General features: G+C 63.7%; 15 protein-coding genes. 11 read left to right on the top strand and 4 right to left on the bottom strand.

Annotated features, from left to right (window positions below):
• Positions 1-2: 2 nt before the first annotated feature.
• Complete coding sequence (locus RTCK_RS02435; RefSeq protein ID WP_235988494.1) at positions 3-728, bottom strand: helix-turn-helix transcriptional regulator; 726 nt, start codon at positions 726-728, stop codon at positions 3-5.
• A 375-nt stretch (positions 729-1,103) separates the two neighbouring features.
• On the opposite strand from RTCK_RS02435, the gene RTCK_RS02430 reads away from it, so the two are divergent.
• Complete coding sequence (locus tag RTCK_RS02430) at positions 1,104-3,323, top strand: TonB-dependent hemoglobin/transferrin/lactoferrin family receptor (RefSeq protein WP_142591286.1); 2,220 nt, start codon at positions 1,104-1,106, stop codon at positions 3,321-3,323.
• Positions 3,324-3,401: 78 nt separating this feature from the next.
• On the opposite strand, the gene RTCK_RS02425 is transcribed toward RTCK_RS02430, so the two are convergent.
• Positions 3,402-4,964 (bottom strand): DUF2235 domain-containing protein, encoded by a 1,563-nt coding sequence (locus RTCK_RS02425; protein ID WP_142591284.1) that lies wholly within the window; start codon positions 4,962-4,964, stop codon positions 3,402-3,404.
• Positions 4,965-5,127: 163 nt separating this feature from the next.
• On the opposite strand from RTCK_RS02425, the gene RTCK_RS02420 reads away from it, so the two are divergent.
• On the top strand, positions 5,128-6,804 hold the full coding sequence (locus RTCK_RS02420; protein ID WP_235988484.1) for a formate--tetrahydrofolate ligase: 1,677 nt from the start codon (positions 5,128-5,130) through the stop codon (positions 6,802-6,804).
• A gap of 225 nt (positions 6,805-7,029) precedes the next feature.
• Complete coding sequence (locus tag RTCK_RS02415; RefSeq protein ID WP_142591280.1) at positions 7,030-7,941, top strand: bifunctional GNAT family N-acetyltransferase/nucleoside diphosphate kinase regulator; 912 nt, start codon at positions 7,030-7,032, stop codon at positions 7,939-7,941.
• 64 nt (positions 7,942-8,005) lie between these two features.
• Here the strand turns inward: RTCK_RS02415 and RTCK_RS02410 are convergent, their stop codons facing one another.
• Complete coding sequence (locus RTCK_RS02410; RefSeq protein WP_142591277.1) at positions 8,006-9,001, bottom strand: extensin-like domain-containing protein; 996 nt, start codon at positions 8,999-9,001, stop codon at positions 8,006-8,008.
• Positions 9,002-9,261: 260 nt separating this feature from the next.
• Between RTCK_RS02410 and RTCK_RS02405 the strand changes: the two genes are divergently transcribed.
• The 4 genes from RTCK_RS02405 to queF all read left to right on the top strand — a co-directional run bounded on the left by RTCK_RS02405 (position 9,262) and on the right by queF (position 13,208).
• Positions 9,262-11,451, top strand: coding sequence for an anthranilate synthase (locus RTCK_RS02405; RefSeq protein ID WP_142591275.1), 2,190 nt, complete (start codon positions 9,262-9,264; stop codon positions 11,449-11,451).
• 70 nt (positions 11,452-11,521) lie between these two features.
• Entirely contained in the window at positions 11,522-11,671 is a 150-nt protein-coding gene (locus RTCK_RS02400) for a hypothetical protein (protein ID WP_185927877.1), read from the top strand.
• A 137-nt stretch (positions 11,672-11,808) separates the two neighbouring features.
• Positions 11,809-12,747, top strand: coding sequence for a cation diffusion facilitator family transporter (locus tag RTCK_RS02395; protein WP_142591273.1), 939 nt, complete (start codon positions 11,809-11,811; stop codon positions 12,745-12,747).
• Positions 12,744-13,208 (top strand): preQ(1) synthase, encoded by a 465-nt coding sequence (gene queF, locus RTCK_RS02390; RefSeq protein ID WP_142591271.1) that lies wholly within the window; start codon positions 12,744-12,746, stop codon positions 13,206-13,208. The genes RTCK_RS02395 and queF overlap by 4 nt, the downstream gene beginning before the upstream one ends.
• Positions 13,209-13,270: 62 nt before the next feature.
• On the opposite strand, the gene RTCK_RS02385 is transcribed toward queF, so the two are convergent.
• A complete protein-coding gene (locus tag RTCK_RS02385) occupies positions 13,271-13,858 on the bottom strand; it encodes a HupE/UreJ family protein (RefSeq protein WP_142591269.1) in 588 nt (195 codons plus the stop codon).
• A 212-nt stretch (positions 13,859-14,070) separates the two neighbouring features.
• On the opposite strand from RTCK_RS02385, the gene RTCK_RS02380 reads away from it, so the two are divergent.
• From RTCK_RS02380 to RTCK_RS02365, 4 genes are all read left to right on the top strand, one after another.
• Positions 14,071-14,658, top strand: coding sequence for an ATP-dependent Clp protease proteolytic subunit (locus RTCK_RS02380; RefSeq protein ID WP_142520060.1), 588 nt, complete (start codon positions 14,071-14,073; stop codon positions 14,656-14,658).
• A gap of 146 nt (positions 14,659-14,804) precedes the next feature.
• Entirely contained in the window at positions 14,805-15,686 is an 882-nt protein-coding gene (locus tag RTCK_RS02375; RefSeq protein WP_185927876.1) for a helix-turn-helix domain-containing protein, read from the top strand.
• 132 nt (positions 15,687-15,818) lie between these two features.
• Positions 15,819-18,005: a TonB-dependent siderophore receptor gene (locus RTCK_RS02370; RefSeq protein WP_142591267.1), complete on the top strand. Its 2,187-nt coding sequence runs from the start codon at positions 15,819-15,821 to the stop codon at positions 18,003-18,005.
• A 26-nt stretch (positions 18,006-18,031) separates the two neighbouring features.
• Complete coding sequence (locus RTCK_RS02365; protein WP_142591458.1) at positions 18,032-18,811, top strand: ABC transporter ATP-binding protein; 780 nt, start codon at positions 18,032-18,034, stop codon at positions 18,809-18,811.
• The last annotated feature ends 30 nt before the right edge of the window (positions 18,812-18,841 follow it).

Below are 18,841 nucleotides of genomic sequence, written 5' to 3'. Positions count from 1 at the left end.
CGTCAGGCGATCAGGCCGAGCCGGATCGCCTTGGCGACGAGCTGCGTGCGGTTGACGCAATCGAGCTTCTTGATGGCGTTGGTCATGTGGGCGTTGACCGTGTGATCGGAGAGCGAGAGGATGCGGCCGATCTCGACGGAAGTCTTGCCCTGCGCCGTCCAGCGCACGACCTCCAGTTCCCGCATGGAAAGGGGGCTCGGGATGGCGATGCGGTGCGTTCGCCGGATCTTCTCGAACACGTCGAAGGCATGCAGCGAGATCATCGCGAACTCGTTGACTTCCGACTGGCGCAGCGGCGGGCGCTTGCCGTCGAAACGCAGCAGGAAGCGTTCGCCGTCCAGCGAGTGCAGCGGCATTACCACCGTCGTGAACAGCGAGAAGCGGCGCAACAACTGAGTGATCTGAGCCGGAACGACTCCCTCCCGCTCCAGGTTTTCCAGCGTCCAGGCCTGCGGCAGCATGGTATCGAAGAGGGTGGGCAGAACCGGACATTTGGCGAGGAACCGGTTGCGGTCGAACTCGCGCACGAAATCCGCCGGCAGCGTGCTCTGGATGATGAGCCGCGCCATATATTCGTCGTCCTCGTTGAACTTCACCATCAGCGTGACATAGGTGAAGCCGAAGGCGTGCGCCGCGCGCTCAAGCGCGGCCAGGACCTCGGCCTGGGATTCGGCAGCGGCGATCGCGCCGCTCAGCGCCGCCTGCCTTTCCAGCGTTTCCACCTTCACTACTGACAATGCGAATGTCCGCCCGGTTCGTTGAATGCCGTCGACCTTACAGGGCGGGCCCTTCCACCCATTTACGACATATCATCAGATTTTAGCTAATTAGCCGGATTGTCCGGTTCTGACAATCTCGCCATTGGTAGAGGGTATACATTGGGCATTGCGCCGGGGGCTTTGCAGCGCCGCCGGCCTCGCCCGCGCTCCTAAAATATGACTAGTTCTGTCATCTTTAATGTTGACAATAAAAATCATGTTTTTTAGATGGCGGGAGTGAGGCCGCCCGCCTCCCAGCCCTGCCAACCAGCACCGGAAGGACCTCCTGCCCGGCGTGCCCAAGCGCGCCGTCGATGTCGCATGCCGGTTCGAGAAAGGATTATCATGAGCTCCCGGACCACCAGATCGCTCCTGCTGACGTGCACGGCCATGGTGATCGTCGCTTCGTCTCCCGCTACGGCTCAGGATGCCGCCTCCGGCCAGGCGACCGTGCTGCAGACGATCGTGCTGAAGGGCAAGCGGATCGCCGTGCCGGCAGGCGACGTGGCGGATACGCCGCTCACCTCGCAGACCACGGCGGAGGAGATCGACGAAAGACAGATCACCAGCCTCGAGGATCTCGGCCGCAGCCTGGAGCCCGGCGTGTCCTTCAACCGGGAGACGCGCAGCGTCAACATCCGCGGACTGGAGCAGAACCGGATCCTGACCAGCATCGACGGTATTCCGATCCCCTATCTGATCGACGGGGCCCGCGATGCCGACGGCGGCGCGGACAGCTTCGACTTCAATTCGCTATCCACCATCGACATCGTGCGTGGGGCCGATTCCAGCCGTGCCGGCTCCGGGGCGCTGGGTGGAGCCGTGGTGCTGCGGACACTGGAACCGGAAGACCTGATCGGCGAGGGCAGGGACTGGGGCGGTGTCGCCAAGTCCCTCTATGACAGCGAAGATCGCAGTTTCGGCGGTTCGGCGGCAGTGGCGAAGCGGATCGAGAACACCTCGATCCTGTTCCAGGGCGGCTATCGCAGGGGGCAGGAGCGCGACAACCAAGGCGATGTCGGCGGCTATTCGACGGCCCGCAGCGAACCCAATCCGGCAGAGTTCGACCAATATAACCTGTTGTTCAAGCTGCGCCAGCAGGCGGAAGGAGGCCATGTCTTCGGTTTCACGGGCGAGCGCTATGATCGGGACGAGAGCTTCCACAACATGACCGGCCAGAGCCTGACCGGGACCTACCGGCCGGGCAACCTCGACGGCAACGAAGACATCAGGCGCGACCGGCTGTCGCTCGACTACCGCTTCGAGGCAGTGGGTGACGAGGCCTGGGTCGACAGTGCCAATGCCGTCTTCTACTGGCAGGACGTGCTGCGGGAGAGCGGTGCCGAGGGCTACCGGTCTTCTTCGCCGGTCGGTGCCTATTCGCGTGACAACGAGTTCCAGGAACGCAGCATCGGCTTCGCCGGCAATGCGGAGAAGTCCTTCGTCACCGGCGACCTTACCCATCGCCTGACGGGTGGCCTCAGCGTCGCCTGGTCGAAGGCCTCCCAGTATTCGGCCGGTGAGGACGCATGCCCGGCCGGGCCATATCCGACCCCGCCCTGGCTGCCCTTCTACTCCTGCAACTTCCTGCATACGAACCAGTCGGACATGCCGGATGTCGACGGCAGGACGGTCGGGCTGTTCATCGAAGACAAGATCGGCCTCGGCGACAGCGCCTTTTACCTGACGCCCGGCCTGCGGTTCGACTGGTACGACTACGATCCGAAGGAAACCGATGCCTATACGAACGGCGCCAACTATACCGGCATGCCGCCCGGCCAGTCGGACAGTCAATTCTCGCCGAAGCTTCGCGCTTCCTACGAACCGAATCCTCGGGTCGAGCTCTATGCGCAGTGGGCAATGGGCTTCCGCGCCCCCGACGTCTCCGAGCTCTACCTCAACTTCGGCGCCCCCGGAACCTACTTCCGCGCCGGAAACCCGAACCTCGAGCCGGAAACGAGCAACGGCTTCGAAATCGGCGCCAATCTAGGCGACGACGATTTCGGCGGCCATCTCGGCGCCTTCTACAACCGCTATCGCAATTTCATCGACAGCGAGACGCGCACCGATCCCACAGGCACCTATCCGCAAGGCATCACGCAGTATTTCAACCGTGACAAGGTGCGGATCTATGGGGTGGAGCTTTCCGGTCACAAGCGCTTCGACAACGGCATGCGTGTCTATGGTGCCCTGTCGTTCGCGGACGGCGTGGATCTCGACACGGACGAGGACATCCGCTCGGTGCCGCCGCTGAAGGTCGTTCTCGGAACCGGCTATGCGACGGAGACCTGGGGAGCGGACCTGATCTTCACCGCCGCGCAGGGGGTGGACGATGATGGCGACGCCAACACGATCGACGCGCCCGGATACGGCATCTTCGACCTCACCGGATGGTGGGAGCCCGAACAGACGAAGGGGCTTACCATCCGCGCCGGCGTTTACAACCTGTTCGACAAGACCTATTACGACGCGGTGAACCTTGCCACGCGGCAGACGCCGCAGCCGGATGAGTATTATTCCGAGCCGGGCCGGACGTTCAAGATCTCGCTGACCCAGCGGTTCTAGGGGCAGGGCGGACCTTCCGCAGGCGCGGCGCGGGAGATTGCGCCGCGCTCCATCGGTCTGCGAAAGCAGTGCCCCGTCTCAGGCCGATCCTTCTACTTCGGTTATGGTCAATTGCACGCTGCCGCGGTTGTTCTCGTAGGCGTGCCAGGCATCGTTGGCGAAGCAGTAGAGATAGCCCGACTTGCGCGGTGTCAACTTCAGGCCCTCGCCGATCTTGAACACCTCGTGCGGCAGGCGCTCGATCTTCTGGTCCTCGTCCTTCCTGGGAGGCGGCACATTGTTCGCCACGAGACCGACGAGGCAGAACCAAGGCATGTCTTCCTCGCGCCGCGTCCACCAGAAGTCGATCTGCCTGTTGCCGGTCACCTTCTTCCAGACCGTCTCGATACCGCCCCAGACGGAGGAGGCAATATGGGCGATTTCAGCGGCCTGCAGTTTGCCGTCGCGGGCGCCGCCGGGGCCGCACTTGATCGAGGCACCGTCCATCCATTCGCCGCTTGCCTCGAGGTGATAGGTCCTGCCGCCTTCAAGGTAGACGCCCGTGTCGTTCCAGTGGTCGCGGGCAAAGATATCCAGCGTGACGGGAAGGTGCTTGCGTGGCCGGTAACGGCCCTGGGTGAGGGGCGGGTTGCGATGCCTGTCGCTGGCTGATTCATGCACCGCGTCCGTTGCTTCCTCCGTGACGGCCGGCGTGGCCCGCGGTCTCGTCTTCAGCGCCTTGAAGAGACCTTGCACGGAATCGTGCAGCAGGCCGCGGGGATCCGGCTTCAACTGGTTGATGGCCCCGAGGCTGAAGCAAAGGCCTTCCGCCTCCGCCTCCTGCATCATCCAATAGAGCGCTCCGTCGGAAAGGCCGCACTGGCTGTAGCCGCCGCCGACATCCCCGTGCGCGCCGGGGAACCAGACTTGCTTCAGCGTCCCGTCCCAGCCCTCCGGCTTCTCCCAGAGCGTCGGCAGGAAGCTCTGGCGGAATTCATCCAATGCCACGGCATGGCGGGCATGGCGGACGACCGGCCCGAGGGTAGTGTTGTGGAAACGGTGGTTTTCGGGATCGTCGAGGAGATTGAGGAGCGCCATGTCATCGGGAATGCCGAGTGAGCCGACGGTATCCCAGACGCCGATAAAATGGATCGGCGTGCGGCCGGCCGGAGGTTCGCCGGCACGCGCGTGATGGAACGCGTGCCTCGCCGAGGCGCTGATGCGCCCCGGCTTCTCCTCCCGGTAGGCATCGAAGATCTTCTGCACCTCGTCCCACGCATCCTTGGGACGGCCCTTGAACGTCGAAAGATCCAGAAGCCCGCACATGGAGATCATGCCGCCGAGGCTGCGCACGGTGTAGGCGCCGCGGCTGAAGCCGAAGAGCCAGATGCGGTCGCCTTCGCGATAGTTGCGGGCCAGCCAGTTGTAGGCGCTCATGATATTGAGGCTGAGCCCTTTGCCGGTGCCGCCGCTGAGTGCGCGGCTGATCCAGGTGCCGTCTGTCCCTACGCCGGGATGATAGTAGAATTTCTGCTCCTGCCCGGCGGCATCGACATGTGCCAGCGCATTATAGAGCTTCACCACGTTGGTGGGGCTGGGTAGCCCGTCCTCCATGGCATCGGGCGTGTTCCATGTCCCGTCGCAGCAGACGATGATGTTCATCGTGTCCTCCCCAAGCCGCAGGACAGTAGCTGCATCCATTAGTAAATATCAAGTCGAATTACACCATAAGGTAGAATCTGCCTGCGCTGTACCGGTCCGATGCTTGCCAGACGGCCGGCTCTGTGGCCAAGTCGGCGGTAACGGGACCACGGGGACGAAAACATTGGCGGTAAAGTCCGACATCGAGATCGCGCGGGTGGCGCGGAAGAAGCCGATCCTGGCGGTGGGCGCCGGGCTCGGCATTGCCGCCGAGCATCTGGCGCCCTATGGGCATGACAAGGCCAAGGTCGACGCCGGCTTCATCCGCTCGCTGCGTGACCGGCCGGACGGCAGGCTGATCCTCGTCACCGCCATCAGCCCGACGCCCGCAGGCGAGGGGAAGACGACCACCACGGTCGGACTGGTCGACGGGCTGAACCGCATCGGCCGGCGCGCCGTCGTCTGCATCCGCGAGCCCTCGCTCGGCCCTTCGTTCGGGATGAAGGGCGGGGCGGCGGGCGGGGGCTACGCGCAGGTCGTTCCGATGGAAGACATCAACCTCCACTTCACCGGCGACTTCCACGCGATCACCTCGGCGCACAACTTGCTCGCTGCGATGATCGACAACCACGTCTACTGGGGCAATGCGCTCGACATCGACGTGCGGCGGATCACCTGGCGGCGCGCGATGGACATGAACGACCGGGCGCTGCGGCAGATGGTCGGATCGCTCGGCGGAGTGGCGAACGGTTTTCCGCGAGAATGCGGTTTCGACATCACCGTTGCCTCGGAGGTGATGGCGATCCTCTGCCTGGCGGAGGATTTTCAGGACCTGGAGCGGCGGCTGGGCTCGATCATCGTCGCCTACCGGCGCGACAGGACGCCGGTCTTCGCCCGCGATCTGAAGGCGGACGGGGCGATGGTGGTGCTGCTCAAGGACGCCATGCAGCCGAACTTGGTGCAGACGCTGGAGAACAATCCGGCCTTCGTGCATGGCGGGCCCTTCGCCAACATCGCCCATGGCTGCAATTCGGTGATCGCCACCAAGACGGCGCTGAAGCTTGCAGACTATGTGGTGACGGAAGCGGGTTTTGGCGCCGATCTGGGCGCGGAGAAGTTCTTCGACATCAAGTGCCGTAAGGCGGGACTGACGCCCTCGGCCGCCGTGATCGTCGCCACCGTCCGGGCGCTGAAGATGAACGGGGGCGTGAAGAAGGAAGATCTGGGACAGGAGGATGTGGCGGCACTGACCCGTGGCTGCGCCAATCTCGGCCGGCACATTGCCAATGTCCGGCGCTTCGGCGTACCGGTGGTCGTGGCGATCAACCATTTTACCAGCGACACGGACGCAGAGGTGGCTGCACTGCAGGACTATGTTGCGCGCCACGGCGCCGATGCCATCCTCTGCCGCCACTGGGCCGAAGGCTCGGCCGGAATCACGGAACTGGCGGAGCGCGTGGCGGAACTCGCCGACAGCGGGCAGGCGGACTTCCGGCCGCTCTACCCGGACGACATGCCGCTGATGGAGAAGATCGAGACGGTGGCGTCGAAGATCTACCATGCCGGCGAGGTGACGGCTGACAAGGCGGTGCGCGACCAGTTGAAGGCCTGGGAGGCGGCAGGCTATGGCCACCTGCCGGTCTGCATGGCAAAGACCCAGTATTCCTTCTCCACCGAGCCCAACCTGCGTGGTGCGCCGGAGGGGCATGTGGTGCCGGTGCGCGAGGTGCGGCTTGCCGCCGGAGCCGGGTTCGTCGTCGCCATCACCGGCGAGATCATGACCATGCCCGGCCTGCCGAGTTCACCCTCTGCAGAACGGATTTTCCTGAATCGGGACGGACACATAGAGGGGCTTTTCTAACCTAGGGATTCAACTGTCGCGGTAGCCGCGGGCGGATTGGGGACAAAGGAGGGAAGGACAGCAAGGCAGCTTGCGCCGGCGGCATATGAGGATGCGCTTCTCCGCTGGCCATCGCGGGTGGATCTTTGCTAAAGGAGCTTTCCTGTTTTCAGCACTCCCCCGAAAGAACCAGCACGGTACACACACTGTGACAGGCTTTCATTCTTGCGACCAAAGGTGGCGAAGATGAACAAGCCTTTTATTTCGCTGCGTCCGGAAATCACCCGGACGCACGCATTCACCCTGATGAACTGGATGAAAGACGAACGGGTCACGCGCTACCTGAGCGATTCCAGCAGCGTTTCCCGGTTCATCGAACAGGCTGTCGATCGGGCTCAGATGCCGATCCTGACGCATCTGTTCAATCAGGGTGGTCGCTTCTTCATGGCCTACGACCGAAGCGATCGCCCGGTCGGCTTCGTGCGGCTCGTCAAGAGCGGCGCCGATTGTGAAATCGTCCTGGTCGTCGGCGAGCACGACAACTGGGGGCAGGGGCTGGGCGGGAGCACCATCCGGGAGGGCCTGAAGCTCGCCTTCCTCGACATGCGCGCCGAAAATGTCGTCGCCAAGATCCACCCGAACAACACGCGCTCGCTGAGGGGCTTCGAGCGCTGCGGCTTTCATCTTCAACGCGAAACGCCTACGCTCAATTCCTTGGCGATGAGCGCTGGCCGCTATCGCCAGCTTCTGCGCGACGGCGCCATGGCAGGTTCAGCCGAGATCTATGTGACCGAGATTGACAAGGCCCGGCTCCAGAGCCTGATGGCATTTGAGGAAGAGGCGCCCAGGGTCGACCTCGAACACGAGATCGAGCGAGCCATCGTCGTCGAGCCTCAGCGTGTTGCCGGCGATGTCGTAACCATGAATTCCAGGGTCGTCCTGCATCTCGACGACGAGCGAGAGGAAGTCGCTCTCGTTTATCCGCAAGATGCCGAAGACCGAGCTCGAAAACTGTCGGTTCTCTCCGACATCGGCACAGCGATCCTGGGCTACCAGGAAGGTGATGCCATAGACTGGATGGTGACGGATCGAACGCGCCGCATCCGGATAGAGAAGGTGATCTACCAGCCGGAATCTTCAGGTGATCTTCATCTCTAGCCGTGCTGTTCAGACTGCAGGCCTGGTCCGTCCGCCGCTTCGAGATGGCGGTTGGCCCGTGCGATCACCGGCAATATCGGTATCCGCTCTCCCGCTCCAGCACGTCCAGATGCAGGTGGTCCTGGTGGGCGGCGTCGCTGCCGGGGGAGAGAACGGTGGTGAAGTGTAAGCAGGCGCCGGCGGTGGCGGTGCGTTGGAAGGCGCCTTCCATGGTGCCGTCCTCGTCGCGTGGCTTCATGGTGATCTCCGTGCCGTCGTCCAGCCGGAAGGCTGCGATGTCGATGGCGTTTCCGCGGGCGTGCTCGGAGATCTCCCCGGTGGAGGCGCCGTTGCGCAGGCGGCAGGCATAGGTGGAGCCGGTGGTGAGGCCGGTGATCTTTCGTCCCGGCATGGCGATGTCGAGCGCTGGCTTCACCGTATCCTTCAGCCAATGGGCGAGGGCGCGGGCGGTTTCGCAGCGCATCTGCGCGCCGCCGGTATCGATGCCCGGCAGGACTTCGGTCACCTCGAGCGGCTGGTCTATGCCGCAGCCGTCGCCGTCGTCGATGGGAGCGGCGGTGTCGTACTTCGTCCCTAAAGTAGCGAGATTGGCGAGGCACGCCTTCAAGGCCTCCGGGTCTTCCTTGGCGACCGGCGGCGGGGGTGGAGGCTCCTCTGACTCCTTTGCCGGCTCTGTGGACTCCTCTCCGTTCTGTTCCGCTTCTTTCTCTGGTTCTTCCCTGGCTGGTTCGGCCTGCTCCTCTTTCCCGTCGGCGGTCACGGGCGGGGTCTTGCCGCCCGCGCCTTCTTCAGCCGGGGATCCAGCGGATTGGGCGTCCGAGGGTTCTTCCGGAGCGCGGGAGGGTGCAGCAGGCGCTTTCGTCTTTGGCTTTGGCTCGGGCGTCGGAACAGTCGCGGCACCCGGCGGAGGTGCTTCGGCCGTCTTCCCGGGTGCCGCGGTGCCGTCCTGTCTTTCGTCCTCGACCGCGGGCTTCGGTGCGGGTACGGGACCGGTGCGCGGCAGGGCGGCGGCCGTCAGAAGCGGCAGGGCCAAGAGGAGAATTACGGGGAGACGCTGCATCGGCTAGGCTCCGTGGATCGGCCATAACCAACGCTTCAAAGCGGATTTGGTCGCAGCCGTGAGAAATCCGCTTGCGGAGAAACCTCCGCCACGGTATTTCTTGCGGCATGATCAATTCGATGAACATCGGCAACTGGTGGTGGGCACGCTGACGCGGCCTTGACCAGTCATGTCCATCGACAAGACCCCAAAGCCGCCCGAAAACCGAGGCGGCTTTTTTGTTGTCCGCGGTTTCGGGTGAGGGAAACGGAGAGCAGGAAATGGTGACGATCATCAGGGACGACGGTTCGGAGACCTACGAGACCAAGGGCGGCATCGCCGTCACCCGCACGCGCCGGCCGACACCCTACGCGGATGCCGTCTCCGGCTATGTTGACAAGCTCGACGAGCGGCGAGGCGCCGTCTTCTCCTCCAACTACGAATATCCCGGCCGCTATACCCGCTGGGATACGGCGATCGTGGATCCGCCGCTCGGTATTTCATCACACTGCCGCAAGGTGTGGATCGAGGCCTATAACGAACGGGGGGAGGTGCTGCTCGCCTTCGTCGCCGACAGGCTGAAAACCGTTGAAGACCTGACGCTCGGCATGCGCGCTGCCCGCCGCCTCGAACTAACCGTCAACGAGCCGACCCGCGCCTTTACCGAGGAAGAGCGCTCGAAGATGCCGACGGTGTTCACCGTGCTGCGCGCGGTGGTCGACCTGTTCTACTCCGACGCGGATTCCGCCATCGGCCTGTTCGGCGCCTTCGGCTACGACCTTGCCTTCCAGTTCGACGCAATCAAGCTTTCCATGCAGCGGCCGGAAGACCAGCGCGACATGGTGCTGTTCCTGCCGGACGAGATCCTGGTCGTCGACCACCATGCGGCCAAGGCCTGGATCGACCGCTATGATTTTGAGAAGGACGGCGTGACCACTGCCGGCAAGTCAGGCGAGATTGCGCCGGAGCCGTTCCAGCGCACCACCGTGACGCCGCCGAAGGGCGACCACAAGCCCGGCGAATATGCGGAACTGGTGGTGAAGGCGAAGGAGAGCTTCCGCCGCGGCGACCTGTTCGAGGTGGTGCCGGGGCAGAAGTTCATGGAACGCTGCGATTCGAAGCCGTCGGAGATCTCCAACCGGCTGAAGGCGATCAACCCGTCGCCCTATTCCTTCTTCATCAATCTCGGGCAGCAGGAATACTTGGTCGGCGCCTCGCCGGAAATGTTCGTGCGCGTCTCCGGCCGGCGGATCGAGACCTGCCCGATCTCCGGGACGATCCGCCGCGGTGAGGATGCGATTGCCGATAGCGAGCAGATCCTCAAGCTCCTCAACTCCAAGAAGGACGAGTCGGAACTGACCATGTGCTCCGACGTCGACCGCAACGACAAGTCGCGCGTCTGCGAGCCGGGCTCGGTCAAGGTGATCGGGCGGCGGCAGATCGAGATGTATTCGAGGCTTATCCATACGGTTGACCATATCGAGGGGCGGCTGCGGGAGGACATGGATGCCTTCGACGGCTTCCTCAGCCACGCCTGGGCCGTGACGGTGACGGGAGCGCCGAAGCTGTGGGCGATGCGCTTCATCGAGAACCATGAAAAGAGCCCGCGCGCCTGGTATGGCGGGGCGATCGGCATGGTCGGCTTCAACGGCGACATGAATACAGGCCTGACGCTCCGCACCATCCGCATCAAGGATGGCATTGCCGAGGTGCGCGCGGGTGCGACGCTCCTGAACGACAGCGACCCGCATGAGGAAGAGGCAGAAACCGAACTGAAGGCATCGGCGATGATTTCGGCAATCCGTGACGCACGTGCAGGCAATTCCGGCAAGGTGGCGCGCGACGTGGCGCGGGTCGGGCAGGGAGTGAAGATTCTGCTCGTCGACCACGAGGACTCGTTCGTCCACACCCTTGCCAATTATTTCCGCCAGACGGGGGCCGAGGTGTCGACGGTGCGGACACCGGTGCCGGAGGAGATCTTCGACCGGGTCGACCCGGATCTCGTCGTCCTGTCGCCGGGGCCGGGCAACCCAAAGGATTTTGACTGCAAGACGACGATCAGGACGGCTCGGGCGAAGGGGCTGCCGATCTTCGGCGTCTGCCTTGGCCTGCAGGCGCTGGCGGAAGCCTATGGCGGGGAACTGCGGCAACTCGCCGTGCCGATGCATGGCAAGCCGTCTCGCATCCGGGTCCTGGAGCCGGGCATCGTCTTTTCGGGGCTTTCAAACGAGGTGACGGTCGGCCGCTACCACTCGATCTTCGCGGACCCGAAGACCCTGCCCGCCGACTTCACCATCACGGCGGAAAGCGAGGACGGCACGATCATGGGGATCGAGCACGTGAAGGAGCCGATCGCCGCGGTACAGTTCCATCCGGAATCGATCATGACGCTCGGCCAGGACGCCGGCATGCGGATGATCGAGAACGTCGTGGCGCATCTGTCGAGAAAGCGGAAGGTACAGGCCGCCTGAGTGACGGCCGCAACCTTTGTGCCGGTGCCGGGTTTAGGGGTCGACCGACCTCTCAAACCGGGAAAGACAGATGAGCAGAAACGTACTGATTGGACTTGTCGCCGTCCTCGTTGTCGTGGTGATGGCGCTGACGATGATGCCGGAATCCGGCGACAACACCGCACCGCCGCCGGCAGTCGGAGACCAGCAGCAGAATCCGGCGGCGCCGGCGCAAAATTAGCGTCGGACGTGTCGGCCAGCGCGTCTTACGCTTTGACAAACAAGCTATCGTGGGCCATACGCCCAGCATTCGAAACCGCCCGGGTCCCGCCCGGGCGGTTTCGCTGTTCAGGAGCCTGGCTCCTGCAAGTGGTTTGCATGCGCAGAGGGGGCTTGCACGTGACAGCGAGAACCGATCCGGTTGTCCAGAGACTGGCTTTCTGGGGCATCCCGCTTGCCTTCGGGGTCATGGGACTGAAACTGTTCGCCTGGTGGGTGACGGGGTCGGTGGCGCTGCTGTCTGACGGGCTGGAATCCACCGTCAACGTGGTCGCCGCCTTCATTGCCTATTTCATGATCCGCTATGCCGCGAGGCCTGCGGATGACGACCATCAGTTCGGGCACCACAAGGCGGAGTATATGTCGGCGGTGCTGGAGGGCGCGCTGATCATCGTCGCAGCACTCCTCATCTTCCGGGAAGCTTGGGGCGAGCTCTTTGCACCGAAGCTTCTCGATGCGCCGGTGCTCGGTCTCGGGATCAATGCCGCTGCGGGCGTCGTGAACCTGGTCTGGGCACGCATGCTGATCCGGGTGGGGCGGGAGCATGCGTCGCCTGCGCTTGCGGCAGACGGCCGCCATATCATGTCGGACGTCGTCACCTCTGCGGGGGTCTTCGTCGGGCTGCTGTTGGCAGTGTCGACCGGCTACGCGATCCTCGATCCGCTGCTGGCGATGGCCGTGGCCGTCCACATTCTCTACCAAGGCTACAAGGTGATCTCCCATTCGCTGGGCGGGCTGATGGATCGGGCCGTGACGCCCGAGGAAGAGGCGGCCATCCGCGCGGCGATCAAGGCCAATTCCGCTGGCTCGCTGGGCGTGCACGACCTGCGCACCCGGCGGGCGGGGGCGGCTGCCTTCATCGACTTCCATCTGGTCGTGCCGGCGGAGATGCCGGTGGCGGAGGCGCACGAGATCTGCGATCGGCTGGAAGACGCCATCAAGGAGGTCATACCGGGCGCAAGCCTCGCCATCCATGTGGAGCCGGAGGGCGAGCGGGCGCACGGCATCAAGGTCAAGGTAGAAGGAACATCCCAGTGAGCATGACTGACACTTCGAGCCTCTCCCAACTCGGCCGGCAGGTGGATGCGCCTGCAAGCCCGGAGGAGGCGGTGCTGGAAAAGGTGCCGAACGGCAACCAGAAGACGGATTACGTGGTGCGCTTCACGGCGCCGGAATTCACCTCGCTCTGCCCGATGACGGGCCAGCCGGACTTCGCCCATATCGTCATCGACTACATTCCGGACGCGCATCTGGTGGAATCGAAGTCGCTGAAGCTCTTCCTGCATTCATTCCGCAACCACGGCGCCTTCCATGAGGACTGCTCGATCTACATTGCCAAGCGGCTGGTGGAACTGCTGGAGCCGAAGTGGCTGCGGATCGGCGCCTACTGGTATCCGCGCGGGGGTATTCCGATCGACGTCTTCTGGCAGACGGGCGACGCGCCGCAGGGCGTGTGGCTGCCGGAGCAGGGCGTGGCGAGCTATCGCGGTCGCGGCTGATCGGCGGCAGTTGAACTGAAGATAGGAAGGGCACCTCGTCGGGTGCCCTTCTGGCCTGAGGTTTAGCCGAAGGCGAGGGTAAGACCGGCAAGGGCGGTGAGACCGCCGGCTAGGCGGGTTGCCCAGGGCGCCACATGGCCGATGCCGAGCCCGAGTCCGATACCGGCGGCATGAAGCAGGGCCGTGGCAGCCATGAACCCGATGCCGAATTGCAGGGTGCCGGCCGAGCCGAGTTCGCCACCATGCGCATGGCCGTGAAAGAGGGCGAAGACGGCGACGATGGCGGCCGAGGCTGCGACCGGCAGGCGAGCCGCCATCGCGACGAGGAGGCCGAGCGCCACCACCGAAGCGAGGATGGCGGGCTCGACGAAGGGAAGGCCGATGCCGGCCACCGCAGCCAGGAAGCCGACTGCCATAGTGCCGACGAAGGCTGCAGGAACGATCCAGAGCGGGCGACGATTTCCGGAGTTTGCCGCAATCTGGCTGGCCCAGAGTCCGACAGCCACCATCGCAAGAATATGGTCGGCGCCGAAGAGCGGGTGCGAAACGCCAGCCATGAAAGAGCCGTGTTCTGTGGGGTCGAGATGCGCAAAGGCCGGTGCGGCGGCAGTGACGGACATGGCTGCGGCGACGGAAAGGCGTTTCAACATTCTTTGACCCTCTGGAAGACGCCTCGGACCCTGGCGGGCGCGAGGCAGCAATATCGGCGGACACGATAAGACAGGCCGAGGGCGCGTGTCCATGGCGGTACGGACCCACGGAGGCGCTGCACCTACGTCATTCACCTTAGTCGGTTTCGCGCATTGTTTTACGGCCGCGAACGCATTATGTCCCTGAGGACAATTCCATGCTGGAGATGCTGATGAACGACGAAAACGACGAAGACAAGGTCAAGGAATTGCCGCTCGGCAAGGAAACGGAAGCGAACCTCTTCAAGTCGCGTTCGATCTTCATCTATGGTCCGATCACCCAGGAACTGGCGCAGAAGGTCAACACGCAACTGGTGGCGCTCGCCGCAGCCAGCGACGACGACATCCGCATCTACGTCAATTCGCCCGGCGGCCACGTGGAATCGGGTGACTCGATCCACGACATGATCAAGTTCATCAAGCCGAAGGTCTGGATGATCGGCACCGGCTGGGTCGCCTCCGCCGGCGCGCTGATCTATGTCGCGGCTCCGAAGGAGCGCCGCATTGCGCTCCCGAACACGCGCTTCCTCCTGCACCAACCGTCCGGCGGCACGCGCGGCATGGCCTCCGACATCGAGATCCAGGCCCGCGAGATCATCAAGATGAATGAGCGGCTGATCAAGATCTTCGCCAAGGCGACCGGCCAGAGCGAGGAGAAGATCGCCAAGGACATCGACCGCGACTACTGGCTGTCCGCCGAAGAGGGCGTGGCCTACGGCCTGGCCTCACGCGTTGTGGTGAACCAGTCCGAGATCGGCTGACCCTATCGCCGGTAGAAGTATCAAAAGCCCCGCCGGCAGGTTCGGCGGGGCTTTTGCCGTCTTGAATGGGCCTCTGTCCGGGATTGACAGCGCCACCGCCATCACGCATGAAAGCTTCGCTTCAAACTCCACTTATGGCGCCTGCCTTGACGTTCCAGCCCCGGATGAACAACCGCATCGACGGATTCAAGGTCGTGGGCCAGATCCACAGCCGCCGGTGGAACGGCATCATCGCCGACCTGACCGAGGTGGAGTGCGCGCCCTATGCGGGCGGCTACTACGTCGCACGGGACCCGCGGCTCTTCATTCTGCTGGACGCGGAGGGCGAGGGGCGGCCGCTGGTGAAGATGACGTCCAACGGGGCCGGCCTGCCGCAGGATACGCAGCATCGCCCGATTTCCTTCGTGCCGGCGGGCATGGACCTCTGGGTGGATGTCGTGGGCGTGCGCCGGATGCGCCATCTCGACCTCCACTTCGATGCGGACGTCGTGATGCAGCGGCTGGGCGAGGATCTCGATCCGAGGCGGCTGGAGGATGCAAACCTCCTGTTCAGCGACCAGCGGATCCTGGCGCTAGGCCAACTGATCGCGGCGGAATGTGCCAATCCGCAGCCGCTGCACGATCTTTACGGCGACGGGCTTTCGCTGGCGCTGATCGTCGATGCGATGAAGCTGTCGCGCCAGCCCGCAAAGCCGCGGAGTGCGCTGGCCTCATGGCAGTTGCGGCGGGCGCTGGACTTCATCGAGGCGAACTGCCTGCGCAATATCCGGCTCGAAGAACTGGCATCGCTGACGGGGCTCTCCCAGTCGCACTTCAGCCGCGCCTTCAAGGCCTCGACAGGGGCTTCGCCGCACCAGTGGCAGATGAGGATGCGCATCAAGCGGGCCCAGCAACTGCTGCTGTCGCGCCAAAATTCGTTGAGCGAGATCGCGGCCGAAACCGGATTTGCCGACCAGGCCCATTTCACGCGCATGTTCCGGCAGGTGGTCGGGACCACCCCCGCCCATTGGCGCAAGGCACAGACATAGGCGAAAAGCCGCCGGATTTGTCGGGATCGTTCAAAAGACGCAAATGCATTCAATCCGCGCCTACAAAGATGAGTTATCGGCTCATCTTATTTATGCCGTAAGCAGGGGCTGCGGCCGAGGTGGGGTTGTTTCATGACGACATGCGATTTGAAGGTGAAGACGGGGCTTTTGAAGGCGGGTGCGGCCGTTGCGGCAATCGCGGCGGTGATGCCGGGGCCGGCGAGGGCGCAGGATACGCAGCTCCAGACGATCGTCATCGAGACGGAAGGCGCGGGCGACAGCCAGAGTGCCGTTGCACCCTTGAAAGGTTATGTGGCCAAGACCTCCTCGGCCGGATCGAAGGGGGACACGCCGGTTAACGAGATCCCGCAATCGGTCTCTGTCATCGGCCAGCAGGAATTCCAGGATCGCGGCGTCACCAACAAGGTGGACGAGCTGCTGCGATACACACCGGGTGTGGTCAGCCAGCCCTTCGGCAGCGATCCGGACACCGACTGGTACTTCATCCGCGGCTTCGACGCGACGCAGACGGGTGTCTATTTGGATAACCTAAACCTTTTCAGCTATGGCTTCGGCGGGTTCCAGATCGATCCGTTCATGCTGGAGCGGATCGACGTGCTCAAGGGACCGTCTTCGGTGCTCTATGGCGGCGCCAATCCGGGCGGGCTCATCAACATGGTGCGCAAGCGGCCGACGGACGAGCCGCTCTACTATACGGAAACCGGCATCAACTCGAACGGCAACGCCTTCTTCGGCTTTGACTTTTCCGATGCGGTCAGTGAAGACGGCACGATGCGCTACCGCCTGACCGGAAAGGTGGCCGGCGGCGACAACTATTCGGATTACTCCGAAGACCTGCGTGGCTTCATCATGCCGCAGCTGACGGTTTCGCCCGACGATGCAACGAAGCTGACCGTATGGGGCTATCTCGGAGGCCTCGACCAGGTCCACACCGGCAACGGCTTTTTCCCCTATGTCGGTACCGTCGTGGATGCACCCTTCGGCCGGATCGACCGGGACTTCTTCGTCGGCGAGCCGGATATCGACGAGGGCAGGTATACTCAGAAGATGGTCGGCTACGAGGTCGAGCACGAGTTTGACATTGGGTGGAAGCTCTCCCAGAACCTCCGCTACAGCCATCTCGACAAGCACGAGATCGGTCCCTACGGCAACGGCTACGTCAACACCACTGACCCCACGGCGCCCTACTACTACTGGATGGGGCGCATCGGCTTCGAGGGTGAGACGGAAGCGGACAGCTTCGCGGTAGACAACAGAGCCGAGCGTGAATTCGAGTTCGGCGGCGCGACACACAACGTCATCGCCGGGCTGGATTACAAGTACTACAAGCTCGATCACGTGCAGCGGTGGCCGACATGGCCGACCACCGCGACACCGATCGACCCCACCGATCCCGTCTACGGGGTGGCGCAGCCGGCCAATGACATCCAGATCGACCAGGTGGTGACGCAGAAGCAGCTCGGGCTCTACCTGCAGGACCAGATCCACTTCGGCCAAGGCTGGCTGCTGACGCTGAACGGCCGCCATGACTGGGTCTCGACGGACTCCGATGCAGTTGTGGGCACGATCTACGACACGACGGACAGGGCCTTCAGCAGTCGGGCCGGCCTGGCCTATGAATTCGACAACGGCCTGACGCCCTATGTAAGCGTAGCGAGCTTCTTCAATCCGCTGATCGGAACCGGCGTCTCCGGCGCACTGGAGCCGGAAGAGGGCTATCAGGTGGAGGGCGGCGTGAAATATGAGCCGGCATTCGTCGACGGTTCGATCACTGCCTCAGTCTTTCATATCACCAAGGAAAATTACACGGTCACCGATCCCGCCACCTTCGCCCAGGACCAACTCGGCGAGGTGGAATCGCGCGGCTTCGAACTCGAAGGCAAGTTCAACATCGACGAGAACTGGAAGCTCCTTGCCTCCCTCGCGTATACGGATGTGGAGATCGTCAAGAACGACCTCAACCCGTCGCTGGTTGGCAATTCGCCCTATATCACCCCGGAGATGACGGCCGCGCTATGGGTTGACTATGCCTTCACGACGGATGCGCTGGAAGGCTTGAGCATCGGCGCCGGCGTTCGCTATCTCGGCGAGTCCTGGGCGGATGAAGCAAACACGGAGAAGGTGCCCGCCGCGACCCTTTTCGACGCGGCGATCCGCTACCAGAAGAACGATTGGACGGCCTCGCTCAATGTCGCCAACCTGTTCGACAAAAAATATGTCAGCGGGTGCCAGGGCCTGACCGTCTGCGGATATGGCGAGGCACGCACCGTGACCTTCAAGCTGAGCAAGACGTGGTAGCAGGAGAACCGATGGTGGATGAGGGGGTGCGGCGAGACTTTCTTTCGCTGAGGGATATCGGGTTCTCGGCAGGGCGGAAGGCGATCCTGTCCGGCATCGACCTCGATATCGGGCCCGGCACGGTCTGCGGCCTCGTCGGGCCGAACGGCTCGGGCAAGAGCACGCTCTTGAAGATCATCGCCCGGCAGGTGGTTCCCACCTCCGGCAGCGTGATGTGGGGCGGGCGGCCTGCTTCTGCGTGGAGCAACCGCGCCTTCGCCAGGCACGTCTCCTACATGCCGCAGTTCACGCCGGCCGCGGACGGGATGACCGTGCGCGAGTTGGTGGCGCTCGGGCGCTTTCCCTGGCACGGCACGCTCGGCCGGTTCGGCGAGAAGGATGCCCGCGCCGTGGAGGAGGCAATTGCCCGGACCGAACTGGAGGAGTTCGCCGACCGCCGTGTGGACGAGATGTCCGGGGGCGAGCGGCAGAGGGCGTGGATCGCCATGATGCTCGCCCAGGACGCGCGCTGCCTGATCCTCGACGAGCCGACCTCCGCCCTCGACCTTGCGCACCAGACCGGCGTGCTTTCGCTGGTGCGGAGCCTCGCGGAGGAGCGTGGGCTGACCGTCATCGTCGTGCTGCACGACATCAACCTCGCGGCCCGCTATTGCGACCGGATCACGGCGCTCGGCGGCGGCCGCATCCTGATGAGCGGCCCTCCCGCCGAGATCATGCGGCAGGAACCGCTGAGAGAGATCTTCGGCGTCGAGATGGGGGTCTTCGAGCATCCGCAGCACCGCCAGCCGGTCAGTTACCTGCTGTGACCGGCGCATCCACTTCCCTGACGCGGCGGC

The sequence above is a fragment of the Pseudorhizobium endolithicum genome, assembly GCF_902153245.2.
Lineage (GTDB): Bacteria > Pseudomonadota > Alphaproteobacteria > Rhizobiales > Rhizobiaceae > Neorhizobium > Neorhizobium endolithicum.
This window is presented reverse-complemented; position numbering and strand designations above follow the sequence as displayed.